We start from the raw sequence: 15741 nt of genomic DNA on the forward strand, positions 1-15741 counted from the left end.
AACAATTTTCAAAATAAAGAATTAGAAATTATTAGCAATTAATGAGAAAACTAAAAGCAAAGGCAACTTTTATAATTGGATTAACATGCATTTATATTTAAAAAGATAGAAGGTAAGATAATTTTGTGAGCACTAAGTGTTCCTCATAGAAAGGAGTTCCATGTTTCTGGAAAGAAAATTAAAAGATCAGTCTGTCTGGATCAACATTGACTCAGATAGTTTCAAAAAGAACGCCCGGATTTATCAGGATTATGAAATTGATAAAGAGACCATCGAGTATGCACTGGATAAGAACGAGCGGGCTCACATGGACTACAATCGTGAGAATGGAACGGTTGTCTTTATCTACAATGTCCTTAATCTAGCGACAGATAAGGAACATTATGAGACGATTCCTATGACCTTTGTGGTGCAGCAGGGGCGGCTCATTACTATCAGCAACCAAGACAATGCCTATGTTGTGGATATGATGAAAGCCTATACTGAGCATCATGAGCCAGTATCGGTCTATAAGTTTCTTTTTGCTAGTCTGGAGTTGATCTCCAATTCTTACTATCCAGTTGTTGAGCGGATGGACAAGCGCAAGGATGAGATTAATGCTCTCCTGCGTCAGACAACTACCAAAAAGAATCTTTTTGCTCTGTCGGACTTGGAAACCTCTATGGTCTATCTGCTTGCTGCTGCCAAGCAGAATCACATGCTCCTAGAGCATATCAAAAGCCACGGCATTTACCGCCGTTTTGATGAGTTAGAAACCGAGCAGTTTGAGGATGCCATGATTGAGGCTCGTCAGCTCGTTTCGATGACTGATCTGATTGCTCAAGTTCTCAGCCAGCTCTCTGGCTCCTACAATAACATCCTGAACAACAATCTGAATGACAATTTGACGGTCTTAACCATTATTTCGGACCTTCTGGCAGTGCTTGCAGTTATCACTGGATTCTTTGGTATGAATGTTCCTCTACCTCTGTCTAACGACAGGAACGCCTGGATTTATATTGTTGGCGTTAGTCTAATCATCTGGGGACTTCTGACCAAGCTTCTTAAATGGTTGGCCAATAAGAAGTGAACATTTGAGATTATTTTACCTATAACAAGCACCGAGAATGGTGCTTGTTTTTTCGTGCTTTGGGAAAATAATTACTAGTACAGTTTGCCTGTATTTAAAAAACTGTTGTTTTATGTCATAAAATATAACACAAAAATTATAATTTTTATTGCATAAAATTTCATAATAAAGTATAATATAAAACGATTTAAAATAAGTGAGAGGTAGAAATATGGCAGAATACCTAAGCGATTTAAATTATAAAGGCAAAATATACCAATACACAGACCTTGGGAAAGCCTCATCTATACTAGGAGGGGATATAGAAGGGCTTCCTTATTCTATACGCATATTATTAGAAAGTGTTCTTCGTAAGGAAGATGGGATTGACGTAACAAAAGATAACATTATCTCTTTGATGCATTATCAAGCTAAATCGCCAAGCGGAGAAGTTCCTTTTAAACCAAGCCGAGTTATTCTCCAGGATTTTACGGGTGTTCCTGTTGTGGTGGATTTGGCTAGTATGCGTGATGCTATCGTTGGCCAGGGAGGTCAGGCCGATCAGATTAATCCAGAGATTCCGGTTGATTTAGTCATTGACCACAGTGTTCAGGTGGATTTTTATGGCTGTGACACAGCTCTAGAGGCCAATATGACCCAGGAGTTTGTCCGCAACAATGAGCGCTACGAATTTCTCAAGTGGGCCGAGAAATCATTTGATAATTATCGTGCGGTTCCCCCTGCTACGGGGATTATCCATCAGGTCAATATCGAGTTTCTCAGTGATGTCATCATCGAAAAGGATGGGCAACTCTATCCGGACAGCATGTTTGGAACGGACAGTCATACGACCATGATTAATGGTATCGGTGTTCTGGGCTGGGGTGTTGGTGGGATTGAGGCTGAGGCTGCCATGCTGGGTGAGGCTTCTTATTTCCCTGTTCCTGAGGTGATTGGTGTTCGTCTATTGGGCAAGCTGCCTAAGATTGCGACAGCGACAGATTTGGCTTTAAAGGTCACGCAAATCTTGCGACAGGAAAATGTTGTTGGTAAATTTGTCGAGTTCTTTGGGCCTGGGTTGTCTCATCTAAGTCTGGCTGACCGGGCAACGGTGGCTAATATGGCGCCAGAATACGGAGCTACCTGTGGCTATTTTCCGATAGATGAGGAAACGCTTAATTACATGCGTCTGACCAATCGGTCAGAAGATCATATCGAGCTGACCCGTCTCTATGCTCAAAAAAATCACCTCTTCTATGATGAAAAGGTTGAGCCGAACTATACCAAGGTAGTCGAAATTGATTTGTCCAGCATTGTACCGAGCATCTCAGGACCCAAGCGGCCCCAAGATTTGATTGAACTAACAGCTGCTAAAGAAGAATTTCAAGCTAGTCTAGTCAGGGAAGCGGGGGTCCGAGGCTTTGGATTAGATGAGAGCGAGCTGGAAAAGTCTGCAATGGTCCAATTTTCTGACCATGAGGAGACGATTAAGACCGGTCATGTGGCTATCGCTGCCATTACTAGCTGTACCAATACATCTAATCCTTATGTCCTGATGGCGGCAGGACTTTTAGCCAAGAAAGCAGTAGAAAAAGGCTTACGTGTTTCAAAGACTGTCAAGACTTCTTTAGCTCCCGGCAGCAAGGTGGTCACAGGCTATCTCAAGAAGAGTGGTCTTCAGTCCTATCTGGATCAGCTTGGTTTCAATCTTGTCGGCTATGGCTGTACCACTTGTATTGGAAATTCAGGCGATCTCCGACCGGAAGTGGCTCAGGCGATTACGGATACTGACTTGCTGGCTAGTGCTGTTCTTTCAGGAAATAGAAATTTTGAAGGGCGGATCAATCCTCTGGTCAAGGCCAATTTCCTAGCTAGTCCTCCCTTGGTGGTTGCCTATGCTCTGGCTGGAACCACCAATATCGATCTGACCAGTGAACCACTAGGTTATGATCAAAAGGGGCAGCCTGTTTATTTGATGGATTTGATGCCGGAGCACGACTTGGTTGCTGACTATGTACAAAAATATGTGACGCGCCAGCTTTTTGAAAAAGAATATGCCCATATGTTTGACGACAATGAAAAATGGAATCAGATTCCGACAGCTTCTTCTCAAAATTATCAGTGGAATCAGGCTTCGACCTATATTCAAAATCCACCTTACTTTGATGGCTTAGCTGATGATTTAGCCATTCAGCCACTGAAAAATCTTGCAGTGCTGGCAAAATTTGGGGATACGGTGACGACAGACCATATCTCACCAGCAGGAAATATTGCCAGAAACAGTCCAGCAGCTTCCTATTTGATGGAGCATGGAGTGGATTACCAAGAGTTTAATTCTTATGGCAGCCGTCGGGGCAATCATGAGGTCATGATGCGGGGGACTTTTGCCAATATTCGGATTAAAAATGAACTGGCAGATGGAAAAATTGGTGGTTACACAGATTATAAAGGAGAGTTGCTATCCATTTATGAGGCGGCCATGCGCTACAAGGAAGAGCAAATTGATACCATTGTCCTAGCTGGTAAAGACTACGGTATGGGTTCCAGTCGTGATTGGGCAGCCAAGGGGGCTAATCTTTTGGGCGTCAAGGTGGTGCTGGCAGAGAGTTTTGAGCGTATCCACCGGTCCAATCTGGTCATGATGGGGATTCTTCCTTTGCAGTATCTAGAGGGAGAGAGTGCTGATAGTCTGGGCTTAACAGGCAAGGAAACTTTCGACATCAATCTGCCACAGAACCCGCAAGTTGGCCAGCTAGTTGATGTTGTAGCTCGGAAGGGTGCTGAAGAAATAGCTTTTCAAGCTCGGCTGCGCTTTGATGCAGAAGCGGATATCCGTTACTACGAAAATGGAGGAATTTTGCCCATGGTCGTTAGAAAGAAATTAGAGGAGGTGTGAGCATGAGTCAGACGGACGGTTTGAAAGATACCATTGCCTGTGATACTCGAATTAGCCAGATTGTGGATGATTCTTTGTCTTATGCAGGCTACAATATTTCTGAATTGGTAGAGCACCATGCAAGTTTTGAAGAGGTGATTTATCTGCTCTGGCATTTGCATTTGCCGACTCAGATTGAGCTCAAGCATTTTGAAGAAGATCTGCGAGCAAATTATGCCATTAGCGATGCGGTGGAGCAGTGTATTCTCATCCAGTCCCGCAAGCACCTTCACCCCATGAGTGTCTTGCGCTCAACGGTCAGTCTTTTGGGCGTTTATAATGTCCATGCTGAGGAAGCGTCTCTTGAAGCAACCTATGAGCAAAGCATCCAACTTATGGCAAAGATGCCGACCATTATTGCGGTGTTTGCCAGACTGAGGTCGGGTCAGACTCCGATAGAGCCTAGAGAGGATTTGGGATTCGCGGCCAATTTCCTCTATATGCTCAAAGGACAAGAGGCTAGTGAGCTTGAAGTCAAAGTCTTTAACTGCGCCTTGGTGCTCCATGCCGATCATGAACTCAATGCTTCAACTTTTGCGGCTCGAGTCTGTGCCTCAACCTTGACCGATATTTATTCCTGCGTGACAGCAGCTGTTGGAGCACTCAAGGGCTCCCTCCATGGCGGCGCTAATGAATGTGTCTTTGATATGCTGAAAGAGATTAGAGCAGAAGGAAATTGTCAGGCCTACCTAGACCGCAAGCTGGCCTCTCATGAGAAGATTATGGGCTTTGGTCACCGGGTTTACAAGACCCAAGATCCGCGTGAAAAATATCTGCGTCAAATGGCCAAGGACTTGACACAGGGAACCAAGGACGAAGTCTGGTATCAGCTTTCAGAAGAAATTGAAGCCTATATGAAGCATACCAAGCACCTGATACCGAATGTCGATTTTTATTCGGCTACGGTTTACCATGTGTTGGGCATTGACAGCAGTATCTACACCCTGATTTTTGCTATGAGTCGGGTGGCTGGCTGGATTGCCCATATTCAGGAACAGCGCAAGAACAATAAGCTGATTCGACCACGTTCTAACTATATTGGTGCTCAAGGTTTGGAGTATCTTCCCATAGGAAGGAGATAAAATGGCAGATAAGATTTTTTTTGAGAAAGGGCGGTTGCAGGTGCCAGATGCTCCTATTATTCCTTACATCCAAGGAGACGGGATTGGAGTGGATATCTGGAAAAATGCCCAGCTGGTCTTTGATAAGGCAGTAGAAAAGGCTTATGATGGCCAGAAAAAGGTTGTTTGGAAGGAAGTTCTGGCTGGTAAAAAAGCAGCAGACCTGTCGGGTGACTGGCTGCCGGATGAAACGCTGGCAACGATTAAGGGCTATCTGGTGGCTATAAAGGGGCCGCTAGAAACCCCAGTCGGAGAAGGGATTCGTTCCTTGAATGTGGCCTTGAGACAGGAATTGGATCTCTATGCCTGCCTGCGGCCGGTTCGTTATTTCAAGGGAGTTCCCAGTCCGCTCAAGCACCCCGAGAAGACAGATATCACGATTTTTCGGGAAAATACAGAAGACATCTATGCAGGGATTGAGTGGGAGAGTGGAACGGCTGCAGTCCAAAAAGTCATCGATTTCCTGCAGAAGGATATGCAGGTTGACAAGATTCGCTTCCCAGAAAGCTCTGCTATTGGAATCAAGCCTATCTCTAAGCAGGGCAGTGAGCGGCTGATACGGGCGGCTATTGACTATGCACTAGCCAAAGGACTGAGCCAGGTAACTCTGGTCCACAAGGGCAATATCCAGAAATTTACAGAGGGCGGTTTTCGGAAATGGGGCTATGAACTAGCTCAAAGAGAGTATGCGGATGAGTTAGCTTCTGGAAAACTAATCATCCAGGATGTCATTGCTGATAACTTTTTGCAGCAGATTTTGCTCTATCCAGAGAAATTTGATGTTGTCGCCTTGACCAATCTAAATGGTGACTATGCCAGTGATGCTCTGGCTGCTCAGGTGGGAGGAATTGGTATTGCGCCAGGGGCCAATATCAATTACGAGACTGGTCATGCTATTTTTGAAGCAACTCATGGGACGGCGCCAGATATAGCGGGTCAAAATAGGGCTAATCCTTGTTCTCTTCTCTTATCAGGGGCCATGCTCTTTGATTACATTGGTTGGTCGGAGGTCTCTCATCTCCTGACTAAGGCCATTGAGAAGGCTCTCTTTGAACAAAGAGTGACAGGGGATTTTGCCAGTCAGCTGGAAGGAGTAGCAGCTTTGACCACTAGTCAATTTGCTGAGGAGCTGGTAGCTAATATAGAAAAGTGTCCATAATGAAAAAATGATGAAGAATCTGCCTATCTAGACGGTCTCTTCATCACTTTTTTGTCTTTTTCGATATTCCAGTCCCCAGCCGATGATCCAGCAGAAGACGAGCAGATAATTTTCAATCCAGCCCAGTAGATTCGCTTGATTCGCCTTTTCCAGATAGCCTAGCAGATGGTTGGTGCCAAAGCCCAGTCCACCCAGAATCAGTGCTAGCAAGGTCACACGCAGATAGAACCAATCATACTTTATGTTAGCGGCAATGACTAAAGGCAGAATAGCCAGATTCCAGAAACCAATTTCCCGCTGCCAGTAGGGAGCTAGACCATAGATGGACTCATTGCCCAAGAGCTGGGGCTGGAATATCTGGATCATAGCCGCGCCCAGCATAGCTAAGATCAGTAAAATGAAAGTCACTCGTAAAAATTTATTCATACCTGTCTCCTTTCTTCTTTGTAGATTATAATGTTTTTGAAAATGATTTTCAAGTTTTCATTTTTTACAAAAGAAATCTCTAATAAAATATTTTACAGGCAGTCCTATCTTTTTAGGTGCTTTTGTGGTATACTAGATTAGTTGCAGAAATACAGTTTTTCTATTCAGTGGGAACTAGCGACCGAGTCGGCGCTTTTTTAGTGCCTAGACTTGAGAGACCATATTTATGAAGAGAAGAGCGAATACTCTCAGAAAATCGAGATTTAGCAAGGGAAAAGAACTTGTTATATTTCGATAGGTGAGTATCAAAAGCCTTATAAGGTGGCTTCGCACCGCCTTTAGAAAGAAGAAGAACATTGAAATTTAATGAATTACATTTATCTGCTGAATTACTAGCAGAGATTGAAAAAGCTGGCTTTGTAGAAGCAAGCCCTATTCAAGAGCAGACGATTCCACTTGCTATGGCAGGTAAGGATGTTATTGGTCAGGCCCAGACAGGGACAGGAAAGACAGCAGCTTTTGGCTTCCCGACTCTGGAGAAGATTGATACAGATAATCCTGCTGTGCAGGCTTTGATTATTGCCCCAACCCGTGAATTGGCTGTGCAGAGTCAGGAAGAGCTTTTCCGTTTTGGCCGCAGCAAGGGTGTCAAGGTGCGTTCTGTTTATGGTGGCTCCAGCATCGAAAAGCAAATCAAAGCCCTCAAATCAGGTGCTCATATCGTCGTAGGAACGCCTGGTCGTCTCTTGGACTTGATCAAACGCAAGGCCCTTAAGCTGAATCAGATTGAAACCTTAATCTTGGACGAAGCAGATGAAATGCTTAACATGGGCTTTTTGGAAGATATTGAGTCTATCATTTCACGTGTGCCAGAAGAGCGTCAGACCTTGCTCTTTTCAGCGACCATGCCGGATGCCATCAAGCGCATCGGTGTCAAGTTTATGAAGGAGCCTGAGCATGTCAAGATTGCTGCTAAAGAGCTGACGACGGAGCTGGTAGACCAGTATTATATCCGTGTCAAAGAAAATGAAAAATTTGATACCATGACCCGCCTCATGGACGTGGAGCAGCCTGAGCTTTCTATCGTCTTTGGCCGGACCAAGCGCCGGGTGGATGAGCTGACTCGCGGCCTGAAAATACGCGGTTTCCGAGCAGAGGGTATCCATGGTGATTTGGACCAAGGCAAGCGCCTCCGAGTCCTGCGCGACTTTAAAAACGGTAATCTGGATGTCTTGGTGGCGACAGATGTGGCCGCGCGTGGTTTGGACATTTCTGGTGTGACCCACGTCTACAACTATGATATTCCGCAGGATCCGGAAAGCTATGTTCACCGGATTGGTCGGACTGGTCGTGCTGGTAAGTCAGGTCAGTCTATCACTTTCGTAGCGCCAAATGAAATGGGCTATCTGCAGATTATCGAAAATCTGACTAAGAAGCGTATGAAAGGCCTTAAGCCAGCGACTGCAGAGGAGGCTTTCCAAGCTAAGAAAAAAGTTGCCCTTAAGAAGATTGAACGCGATTTTGCTGACGAAAGCATCCGTTCTAACTTTGAGAAATTTGGCAAGGATGCCCGCAAGCTAGCAGCAGAATTCAGCCCAGAAGAGCTGGCCATGTATATCCTCAGCTTGACGGTGCAGGATCCAGATGCCCTTCCTGAAGTAGAAATTGCCCGTGAAAAACCATTGCCATTTAAACCGTCTGGCGGAGGCTTTGGCGGAAAAGGCAAGGGCAGTCGTGGCGGAAATAATAACCGTCGCAGCAATGACAATCGCCGTGACCGAGGCGGCCGTCGCGATCAATTTAAGAAAGGTCGCAAAGACGAGCGTTTTGACAAAGAAAATCGCTACCGCAAGAACCATAAGAAGCCACGCAATACTTCTAGCGAAAAGAAAACCGGCTTTGTCATCCGTAACAAGGGTGATAAATAAGGCGATTTTTTAACTAGAGTTGGCGGCAATTTTAGCGTTGAGAGAGAATGCAAGTTCTCTCTTTTTTTCGTTTGTTCGATGAGTCCGCTTACCGTCTGTCCTGCAGAACTATAAGTCTGAGTCAATGTAGTTTCCTTAATCATGCTAATTGAAGCAGTCCTGTTTGTCAAAGTAAATTATAGCCCCCTTATTTCTGCCGTGAACAGTTCTTGGTCTTCTTGCTATAGAACAGGATTCGAAGTATTTCAACTAATTTCGACATCAAAATTCAACATATCAGCTATTTAAAATAAAAAAATTCACAAATCTTTGTTTATATGCTGGAACTGTTGTATAATAAGGTGAAGGTGAGTCTGTAAGAAATTCAGGAGCAAAAGGAGAATGTAAAATGAAAGAAAGTAGACATAGAATCATTCTGCAAGAACTGGATCAAACAGGTGTGGTTGCTGTTAAAAACCTCAAAGAAATGCTGGGCGTTACGGATATGACCATCCGTCGGGATTTGATTGATTTGGAGAAGCAGGGCATGTTGACCCGTGTTCATGGCGGAGCCCATAAGAAGGTTAAGAATGCCCTCAACGAGATCTCCCACTCAGAAAAGCAAATGCTGAATGTTGAGGAGAAGAAGCAGATTGCCCGTAAATGTGCAGATTTGATTGCTGATGGGGATACGGTCTTTATTGGGTCAGGCACCACAACGGATTTTATCGGAGACTATTTGGATGGCAAAAATATCAGCATTGTCACCAATTCGCTGCCAATTTTTGAAAAGTTAAAAGAAAGAGCCAATTTTGATTTAATTCTGATTGGCGGACGCTATCGGGCTAAGACTCAAACCTTTGTCGGTCAGTTTGCCAATAATCTTTTGAAAGAAATCAAGGTTTCTAAGGCATTTATCGGGGCGAATGGTATTGACGGTCATAATGTTACCACTAGCAATGAAGAGGAAGGCAACGGAGATGCGATTATCCTTAACAATGCCATCAGCAAATACATTGTAGCCGATAACAGCAAGTTTGACAGCTATTCTTTCTATTCTTTTTACCGGCTGGACAACCTCAGTGCAGTTGTGACGGACGACAATATTGCTACAAAAGTCAAGGAAAAATACAGCACCTATGTTGAAATTCTGTGATGTCTAACCGGTGAGAGAAACTTGCTTCAAATAAATATTTTATAGATGTTGTGACTGGGATTTTGTCTAGAAATGCTAGTCGCAGCTTTTTTATATCTTTATCTCATTTTGTAAACAACAGTCTTGACTTTGTCGCGGAATTCCTTTTATAATAAAATGTATTATTAAATTTTAGGAGGTCTTATGACAATCAATATAGTGATTTTTGTGGCTGTGTCGCTTTTTCGTTTGGTGTTTTTGAGGAAATCCTCTCAGAATGAGCAGGATATTCTGGCCAAAGGTGGCATGGAGTACGGGGTGAAAAACTCAACTATCATGAAGTACCTGCACATGCTTTTTTATGCGGTCTGCTTTCTGGAATTGCTCCTGAAAAAGCCAGCTTTTGACTTTGTGAGCCTACTGGGAGCTGTGTTGTTGCTCTTTTCTATGTTTATGCTCTACCTTGTTGCCAAACTCTTGGGACCAGTTTGGACCATCAAGCTCATGCTGGTTAAAGATCATAAGTTTGTTGACCACTGGCTCTTTCGCAATGTCAAACATCCTAATTATTTCCTGAATGTTGTACCAGAATTGGTGGGCTTGGCCCTGCTCAGTCATGCTTACTTTGCTCTTTTCATCCTCTTCCCGCTTTACTGTATCACCCTCTATGTCCGTATCAAGGAAGAAGAGCAGCTGCTCAAGGAAGTTATCATTCCAAATGGAATTGCTGGTGAATAAAGTTAATAAAATGCATATCGACTGCAAAAGAAAGGCTAGGATGTTTATGTCCTAGCCTTTTCTTGCATTAATTTTCGTATTTCATCAGCCATTTGCTGGGGTTGGTTCGCTTCAAAAAGTAAAGTATTTTCTTCAGGCTGGTGGGCGGTTTGGCTGAAAGCTAAAACTGGCTTCCCCTTGCTGATAGCCCTTTGGACAATCTGATCTACCTCTCCCCAGTGATTGATATCCAAGTAAATATCCGCCCTATCGAGCAAGTCCTCAATAAAGTCATCCTGGTGGATATTGGTGTAGAGGTTGATATTGGGATAGTCATTAAAGCTGGCTAAGTAAGGAGAAATATTGGTCTTAGCAGCTATGTGAAATTCCAAGTCTGGCAGATTTTCTGCTAAATAAGCCAATTGTTCCAAAGTATCAGAAGCCGTCAGCGTGAAGGCATGGAAATTACCCTGTGGACGCTCTTTGATGATAAGCTCTTCCTTGCTCATAGCGATAGAGTTGCTGGGAATATCCTGGAAAATCAAGCTGTTGGCTCCAATGATGACATTATCACCAATGGTCACACCTTTGAGAATCACAGTATTGGCCCCAATCCAGCAGTTTGCTCCAATCTTGACTGGCGCAACACTATAATCAATCTTCTCGATATGGTAATTAGAATACTGATGATTGTGGTCAAAAATACGGACGCCATCACCAAACATGGTGTCCTTGCCGATTTCGATAGAGTGCTGACAGCGGACAGTACAATGGTCGTTAAAGAAAACTCGGGTTCCTAGCTTGAGTTGTGCGCCACTGGCTACATTGAGGCTGGTAAAAGATTGGAAGATGACATCTTGACCGATATCGAGCTGGCTGTCTGGGGAAATTTCGATATGATGAAAGTCGCCTTTAAACTGGATTTCAGGCATTTTGAGTCCTTTCTTTGATGTAAGCCAGTTTGGCTTGTCTAGTTTTCTTTTTAAAGAGGGCTTCAGCTGACATGGCGGCCGGCTTGCTAGGGTGTTCTTCTTGGTAAAGTAAGGAGACTGGCAGGCGAGCGCGGGTGTACTTGGCTCCTTTGCCAGCTTGATGTTTTTTGAGTCGGGCTTGGACATCCGTTGTGTAGCCGGTATAGAGGGAGCCGTCCCCGCATTCAAGCACGTACATATAGGCTTTATTTTCCATAGTAAATCTCGTGAATCTCCGGAGTGTAGCTGCCGTCCTGATTGTGAATAAAGAGAGGAGGCAGGATTTTGAGACCATCGCGGGAACCATCTTTAATAGCTTCGATAAGTAGCATATTGGCCTCTTTACCCAACTTTGGATAGACAAACTGGATGCGCTTGGGAGCCAGGTTGTGGGCTTGCATGGTATCTAAAATATCTAAAAAGCGTTCTGGTCGATGAACCATAGCCAACCGACCATTGGATTTGAGGACTCGCTGGGCAATCTTGCAAATCTCTTCCAGATTTGTTGAGATTTCATGGCGGGCTAAAAGGTAGTGCTGGCTTTCATTGAGATTGGATTGCTTGTCCACTTTGAAATATGGCGGATTGCAGAGAATCATATCAACCTTGCTGCCAGTAATATAGCGCCCTAGGTTTTTCAGATCGTCCTGAATAACCTGCATTTGCTGAGTCAAATCATTGAGCTCGATGGAGCGCTCGGCCATGTCAGCCAGACGTTCCTGGATCTCAACTGCTAGAATCTTGGCCTTGGTGCGAGTGCTGGCAAAAAGTCCAACGGCGCCATTTCCAGCACAGAGATCGACAATCAACCCCCGCTGGGGCAGCTTGGGAAAGCGGGAAAGCAGCACGCTGTCTACTGAATAGCTGAAGACCTCACTGTTTTGAATAATCTTGACATCCGTCGAAAAGAGCTGGTTGACTCGTTCTCCGTCTTTTAGTTTTGCTTCGTTCATAAGTCAATTATAGCATGATTTAGCAAGGATTCCAAAGGGATATGGGAAGTTTTTACACAATCAAAAAAACATGCGAGGGTTCTCGCATGTTTCCATGAGCTTAAATGCTAATTCAGTCCTTAATCAAATCTGTATTTCTGCTTGATGGTGCAGGCAACAAAGACAAGTCCGAAAACGACCATGAGGATCAGATAGACTGGCAAAGTTGCGGCTGTCAGCGTTGCAATTTCCAAAAGGTGCTGCAGGACAAAGGCTGATAGATAGAAGCCAAAGACAGAGAAGATAATGAGCAGGCTGCGCCAGAGGTTGAGTGGCAGACAGGCCCTAATGACGGACAGGAAGCTGATGCTGCCTAGCAAGTAATAGGTCAGGGTTGCCATTTCTATATCGCTCCAGCCATGACTGCTGCCCCAGATGCGGACAAATAGCACGCTGAAGACAATCATGAGGGAGCTTGGCAGAGCTAGCTGCAGGGAGCGTTTGAGGAAGTGCTTTTCAACCGGCTTAATATTGCGCTCAAAGGTGAGGACAAAGGGTGGGAAACCTTCGACAAACTGGTCAATCAAGGTGATCTGAATCGGGATGAATGGGAAAATCAAGAGGTATTCAGGTTTTCCGAGCAGAATACTGGCGATACAGATAATAGCCAGGATAAAGGAATAGATCGTCTTGATGAAGAAAATCGGAGCAATCCGGCCGATGTTGTTAACGACTCGGCGGCCTTCAAAAAGAATCTCAGGGACATCGTTAAAGTCAGAGTTAAGAAGGACCAAGTTGGCAATTTGCCGAGTTGCGGGATCTCCCTCGGCCATAACGATGGAACAGTCTGCTTCACGTAAGGCCAAGATATCATTAACCCCATCTCCGGTCATGGCTGTTGTCCGACCAGCGGCTTTAAGAGTCTGGATGAGCAGCTTCTTCTGATGAGGAGAAACACGGCCAAAGATGGCTGTTTCTTCTGCCTGCTCAACTAGTTCTTGATCGCTGATTTTAGAGCAGTCGATGTAGCTGTCGTAGTTGGCAAATCCAGCCTGGTTCGCGATATGGGAAACGGTCACAGGATTGTCACCAGAGATGATTTTCAGATCAACATCCTGAGAGCGCAGGTAGTCCAGTGTCTCAGCCGCTCCCTCACGAATAGGGTCGGTGATTTCCAGAACGGCCAGAGCAGTCATATCTTCAGGCAATTGGATGCTGTGTTTGTTTAGCACTTGGTCGCTGTGAGCCAGCACCAAAACCCGCGATCCGCGTTTTTGAGCCTCTCCAACCGCTGCAGGATTGCTGTCCAGCAGCATTTCTGGTGCCCCCAGAAAGATAGTTCCGATACTGGATAAATGCATAGCGCCCCATTTTCGGTCACTAGAAAATGGGATGACATTGTCGCTAGTATAGGCATGGTCCAGATGGCCGTAGCCCTTGCGGATAGCCTGAGCAGTTGGGTTATTATCCTCACTGGTTTGGATGTAGGCTGCTAAGATTTGACCGACAGTCTCATCAGAAAACTTATCTGAAAGGCTATGCAAGGCTTCAACTGTCATCTTGCCTTGGGTAATTGTCCCGGTCTTGTCCAGGCAGAGAGTATCCACCCGAGCCAGAGTTTCAACAGAATACATTTCCTGAACAAGAACCTTACGCATGCCTAGCTTGATGACAGCTGTCAGGAGTGACGTGACTGTCAGCAGAGCGATTCCCTTAGGTAGCATACCCAAAAGGGCTGTCGAGCTGGTAATGACAGAGTTTTTGACAGGCAATCCCTTTATCATCAGGGCTTCAAAGAAGAGAGCCAATCCGAAAGGAATGATGATTTTTCCAGTAAAGCGGGAAATTTTCGCAAGATTGTATAGAATGCGCGAGTTGATAGGCTTGAGTGTTTTAGCCTCAGTCATGAGCTTGTTGGCATAGTTGTCTGCGCCGACATGGTGTACCTCAGCATAGATCTGCCCACTGGCCAGAAAGCTACCAGACAGTAGCTCGGCGCCTTCTTCCTTGAGAACCAAGTCACTCTCGCCTGTTAACATGGCTTCATTGGCTTCGGCAACACCCTCTACCACACGGGCGTCACTGGGAATTTGCTCGCCGGCTGACAGCTTGATCAGGTCACCCAGTACAATTTCTTCTGGCTGAATCTTGATTTCCTGGCCGTCGCGGATGACTGTGACCAGCTCTCGGCTGACCAGATTAAGCTTGTCAATCATGCGTTTGGCTCGCAGTTCCGTAATAATACCAGTGACGGCGTTAAAGCTGATAACAGCGAAGAAGACCAGATTGCTCCAGGCTTGGACAGAGACCAAGGCTAGAGCAATAACAAAGTTAAGGGCATTAAAAAGGGTGAAAACATTCCGCTTAACGATTTGCCAGTTACTAGTGCTGGTGTCACTTGTAAAATCGTTGGTCAAGCCCTGCGAAATCTTTTCATCTACTTGGGTTTGGTTTAAACCGATTAATTCTTTCTTGTTCATGAGATTAATGATACCATTTTTTTATGGAAATGGCTATCAGAATCAGCTGTTACAGCCAAAGTTTGGAAAAATATTGCAGACTATAAGGGTATAGGGTATAATGGGAAAGGATGTAATAAATTTCAAGTACAATCACAGTTTGAAATAAGGAGAGTTTATGTTTTATACTTATTTGCGAGGTTTAGTGATTTTTATCCTGTGGACCTTAAACGGCAATGCGCATTACCACAATAAAGAAAAGATTCCTTCAAAAGATGAAAATTATATCTTGGTTGCCCCTCACCGGACATGGTGGGATCCAGTTTACATGGCTTTTGCGACCAAGCCCAAGCAGTTCATTTTCATGGCCAAGAAACAACTCTTTGAAAATCGGGTGTTCGGCTGGTGGATTCGCATGTGTGGTGCTTTTCCTATCGACCGGGAAAATCCTGGTCCGTCAGCTATCAAGTACCCTGTTAATATGCTGAAAAAGAGCAATCGTTCTCTGATTATGTTCCCAAGCGGCAGCCGCCATTCTACGGATGTCAAGGGAGGAGTGGCAGTGATTGCTAAGATGGCTAAGGTCCGTATCATGCCAGTAGTCTATGCTGGTCCCATGAGCCTTAAAGGCTTGGCAGCTGGGGAGCGCGTGGGTATGAATTTTGGTAATCCCATTGATATTTCAGACATTAAGAAGATGAATGATGAGGGAGTTGAGGAAGTAGCTCGCCGTATTCATGCGGAGTTTGACCGTTTGGATGCTGAAGTGGCCCCTTACCAGACACAAAAGAAAGGCAATATCTTCTTACGGATTCTACGTGCCTTTGTCTTTATTCCTGCTATTTTGATTGGAATTTTGACCATCATTTTCAGCTTTTTTGCTAGCTTTGTCTGGGATCCGGATAAGCACAGAAAATAAGATACTAATCAG

13 protein-coding genes are annotated in these 15741 nt (G+C 44.7%); 8 read left to right on the forward strand and 5 right to left on the reverse strand.

The window, feature by feature from the left end:
• Positions 1-160 precede the first annotated feature (160 nt).
• From K1I80_RS05755 to icd, 4 genes are all read left to right on the forward strand, one after another.
• Positions 161-1069, forward strand: a complete 909-nt coding sequence (locus K1I80_RS05755) for a magnesium transporter CorA family protein (protein ID WP_223313247.1) — start codon at positions 161-163, stop codon at positions 1067-1069.
• A 211-nt stretch (positions 1070-1280) separates the two neighbouring features.
• A complete protein-coding gene (acnA, locus tag K1I80_RS05760; RefSeq protein WP_223313248.1) occupies positions 1281-3944 on the forward strand; it encodes an aconitate hydratase AcnA in 2664 nt (887 codons plus the stop codon).
• Positions 3945-3946: 2 nt separating this feature from the next.
• Complete coding sequence (locus K1I80_RS05765) at positions 3947-5065, forward strand: citrate synthase (protein WP_223313249.1); 1119 nt, start codon at positions 3947-3949, stop codon at positions 5063-5065.
• Between the two features lies 1 nt (position 5066).
• The gene (gene icd, locus K1I80_RS05770; RefSeq protein WP_223313250.1) at positions 5067-6263 is read left to right on the forward strand and encodes an NADP-dependent isocitrate dehydrogenase; all 1197 of its coding nucleotides are present in this window, start codon (positions 5067-5069) and stop codon (positions 6261-6263) included.
• A 27-nt stretch (positions 6264-6290) separates the two neighbouring features.
• Here icd and K1I80_RS05775 read toward each other — a convergent pair whose 3' ends face one another.
• Positions 6291-6689 (reverse strand): hypothetical protein, encoded by a 399-nt coding sequence (locus K1I80_RS05775; RefSeq protein ID WP_223313251.1) that lies wholly within the window; start codon positions 6687-6689, stop codon positions 6291-6293.
• A gap of 356 nt (positions 6690-7045) precedes the next feature.
• Between K1I80_RS05775 and K1I80_RS05780 the strand changes: the two genes are divergently transcribed.
• The 3 genes from K1I80_RS05780 to K1I80_RS05790 all read left to right on the forward strand — a co-directional run bounded on the left by K1I80_RS05780 (position 7046) and on the right by K1I80_RS05790 (position 10469).
• The gene (locus K1I80_RS05780) at positions 7046-8617 is read left to right on the forward strand and encodes a DEAD/DEAH box helicase (protein ID WP_223313252.1); all 1572 of its coding nucleotides are present in this window, start codon (positions 7046-7048) and stop codon (positions 8615-8617) included.
• Between the two features lie 388 nt (positions 8618-9005).
• Positions 9006-9752, forward strand: a complete 747-nt coding sequence (locus K1I80_RS05785; RefSeq protein WP_223313253.1) for a DeoR/GlpR family DNA-binding transcription regulator — start codon at positions 9006-9008, stop codon at positions 9750-9752.
• Between the two features lie 183 nt (positions 9753-9935).
• Positions 9936-10469, forward strand: coding sequence for an isoprenylcysteine carboxyl methyltransferase family protein (locus K1I80_RS05790; protein WP_023915926.1), 534 nt, complete (start codon positions 9936-9938; stop codon positions 10467-10469).
• Positions 10470-10513: 44 nt separating this feature from the next.
• On the opposite strand, the gene K1I80_RS05795 is transcribed toward K1I80_RS05790, so the two are convergent.
• The 4 genes from K1I80_RS05795 to K1I80_RS05810 all read right to left on the reverse strand — a co-directional run bounded on the left by K1I80_RS05795 (position 10514) and on the right by K1I80_RS05810 (position 14831).
• Positions 10514-11380, reverse strand: a complete 867-nt coding sequence (locus K1I80_RS05795) for a DapH/DapD/GlmU-related protein (protein ID WP_002921871.1) — start codon at positions 11378-11380, stop codon at positions 10514-10516.
• Positions 11373-11636 carry a GIY-YIG nuclease family protein gene (locus K1I80_RS05800; RefSeq protein ID WP_223313254.1) on the reverse strand — a complete coding sequence of 88 codons (264 nt, stop codon included), beginning with the start codon at positions 11634-11636 and terminating at the stop codon, positions 11373-11375. The genes K1I80_RS05795 and K1I80_RS05800 overlap by 8 nt, the downstream gene beginning before the upstream one ends.
• Complete coding sequence (locus K1I80_RS05805; RefSeq protein WP_002912006.1) at positions 11626-12372, reverse strand: tRNA1(Val) (adenine(37)-N6)-methyltransferase; 747 nt, start codon at positions 12370-12372, stop codon at positions 11626-11628. Before K1I80_RS05805 ends, K1I80_RS05800 begins: the two co-directional genes overlap by 11 nt.
• 119 nt (positions 12373-12491) lie before the next feature.
• Positions 12492-14831, reverse strand: coding sequence for a cation-translocating P-type ATPase (locus tag K1I80_RS05810; protein WP_223313255.1), 2340 nt, complete (start codon positions 14829-14831; stop codon positions 12492-12494).
• Positions 14832-14988: 157 nt separating this feature from the next.
• Between K1I80_RS05810 and K1I80_RS05815 the strand changes: the two genes are divergently transcribed.
• Complete coding sequence (locus K1I80_RS05815; RefSeq protein ID WP_223312301.1) at positions 14989-15729, forward strand: lysophospholipid acyltransferase family protein; 741 nt, start codon at positions 14989-14991, stop codon at positions 15727-15729.
• Positions 15730-15741 lie beyond the last annotated feature (12 nt).

Origin of the sequence: Streptococcus sanguinis, from assembly GCF_019929225.1 — a bacterium.
Taxonomy (GTDB): domain Bacteria; phylum Bacillota; class Bacilli; order Lactobacillales; family Streptococcaceae; genus Streptococcus; species Streptococcus sanguinis_J.